The 1219-nt window shown below is 62.8% G+C and carries 2 protein-coding genes; one reads left to right on the plus strand and one right to left on the minus strand.

Annotation, left to right across the window (positions count from 1 at the left end; genetic code table 11):
- Positions 1-43 precede the first annotated feature (43 nt).
- A complete protein-coding gene (locus AC2FNN_RS21635) occupies positions 44-472 on the minus strand; it encodes an FKBP-type peptidyl-prolyl cis-trans isomerase (protein ID WP_496760583.1) in 429 nt (142 codons plus the stop codon).
- Between the two features lie 125 nt (positions 473-597).
- Between AC2FNN_RS21635 and AC2FNN_RS21640 the strand changes: the two genes are divergently transcribed.
- Positions 598-1219: haloacid dehalogenase type II (locus AC2FNN_RS21640; RefSeq protein ID WP_496760585.1), on the plus strand; the 622-nt coding region annotated here is incomplete at its 3' end.

The following is a 1219-nucleotide window of genomic DNA, read 5'->3' on the forward strand; positions in this document are numbered from 1 at the left end:
TCTTCCGATCTAGGCCCTGCTCTACCAGAGCAGCGCCTTTCGCTTAATTGATCGACACGATCTCAATGTCGAAGATCAGGTCCTGACCGGCCAGCGGATGGTTTGCATCCAGCGTCACGGTGGCCTCGGTCACCTCGACCACGGTAACCGGGATGACCCGGCCGTCCGGCGCCTGCATCTGCAACTGGGTTCCAAGCTCCAGCGGGATGTCATCGGGGATACCCTCGCGCGGGTTCGGCTGGCGGACGTCGGGGTTAAGCGGGCCATAGGCCTCGACACAGGCAATCTCCACCCGCTTCTTTTCGCCCACCTGCATGCCGGGCAGCGCCTTGTCGAGACCGGGTATGATCTGGCCAGACCCCACCTCGAACTGCAACGGGTCGCGCCCTTCGGAACTGTCGAAGGTCTTACCATCGAGCAGAGTTCCGGTGTAGTGGATGCGTACCGTGTCGCCTTGTTTGATCTGGGTCATGCCGTCCTTGCCTTGTTGAACACTGAAAGAACGGCCAGCCTAGGGTTTGTCACGCCAATGTAAACCCCGGTCCCTTTTACCCGGTTCGAACCTGTGCAAACCTTCGCCGCAATCAGGAGGAGCCCATGCCCATTACCACTTGCGTCTTCGATGCCTATGGCACGTTGTTCGACGTGACCGCCGCCGCCCGTCAGGCGGCGTCTGAACCTGCCTATGCCGCGATGAAGGATTGTTGGCCGCAGCTGGCCTCGCATTGGCGGCTGAAACAGCTGCAATACAGCTGGCTGCGCGCGATCACCGGGGCGCATACGGATTTCTGGGAGGTGACCCGGAACGGCCTCGATTGGGCGCTGGATGCGGTCGATCTGGCCGGGGACACGGCCCTGCGCCAGCGGCTCTTGGATCTTTATTGGGAGCTTCAGGCCTATCCAGAGGTGCCGGATATGCTCAAGGCGCTGAAGGCGGCGGGTATGCAGACCGCCATCCTGTCGAACGGGTCACCCGACATGCTGGATGGCGCCGTGCAATCAGCCGGGCTGAGTACGGTCCTGGATGATGTCCTGTCGGTGGAAAGCGTCGGCATCTTCAAGCCCGGCAGACGGGCCTATGATCTTGTCGGGCAACGGTTCGGCTGTGCGCCGGACGAGGTGCTGTTCGTGTCGTCCAACGGCTGGGATGCCGCCGCCGCCGCGGGATACGGCTTTCGCACCGCCTGGGTGAACCGCGCGGGCGAACCGGTGGACCGCC

This window comes from Ruegeria sp. BHSA118, from assembly GCF_059613405.1.

Excerpts from the sequence above, each read along its gene's own strand:
- AC2FNN_RS21635 (WP_496760583.1), bottom strand. The coding sequence starts at position 472 with ATGACCCAGATCAAACAAGGCGACACGGTACGCATCCACTACACCGGA.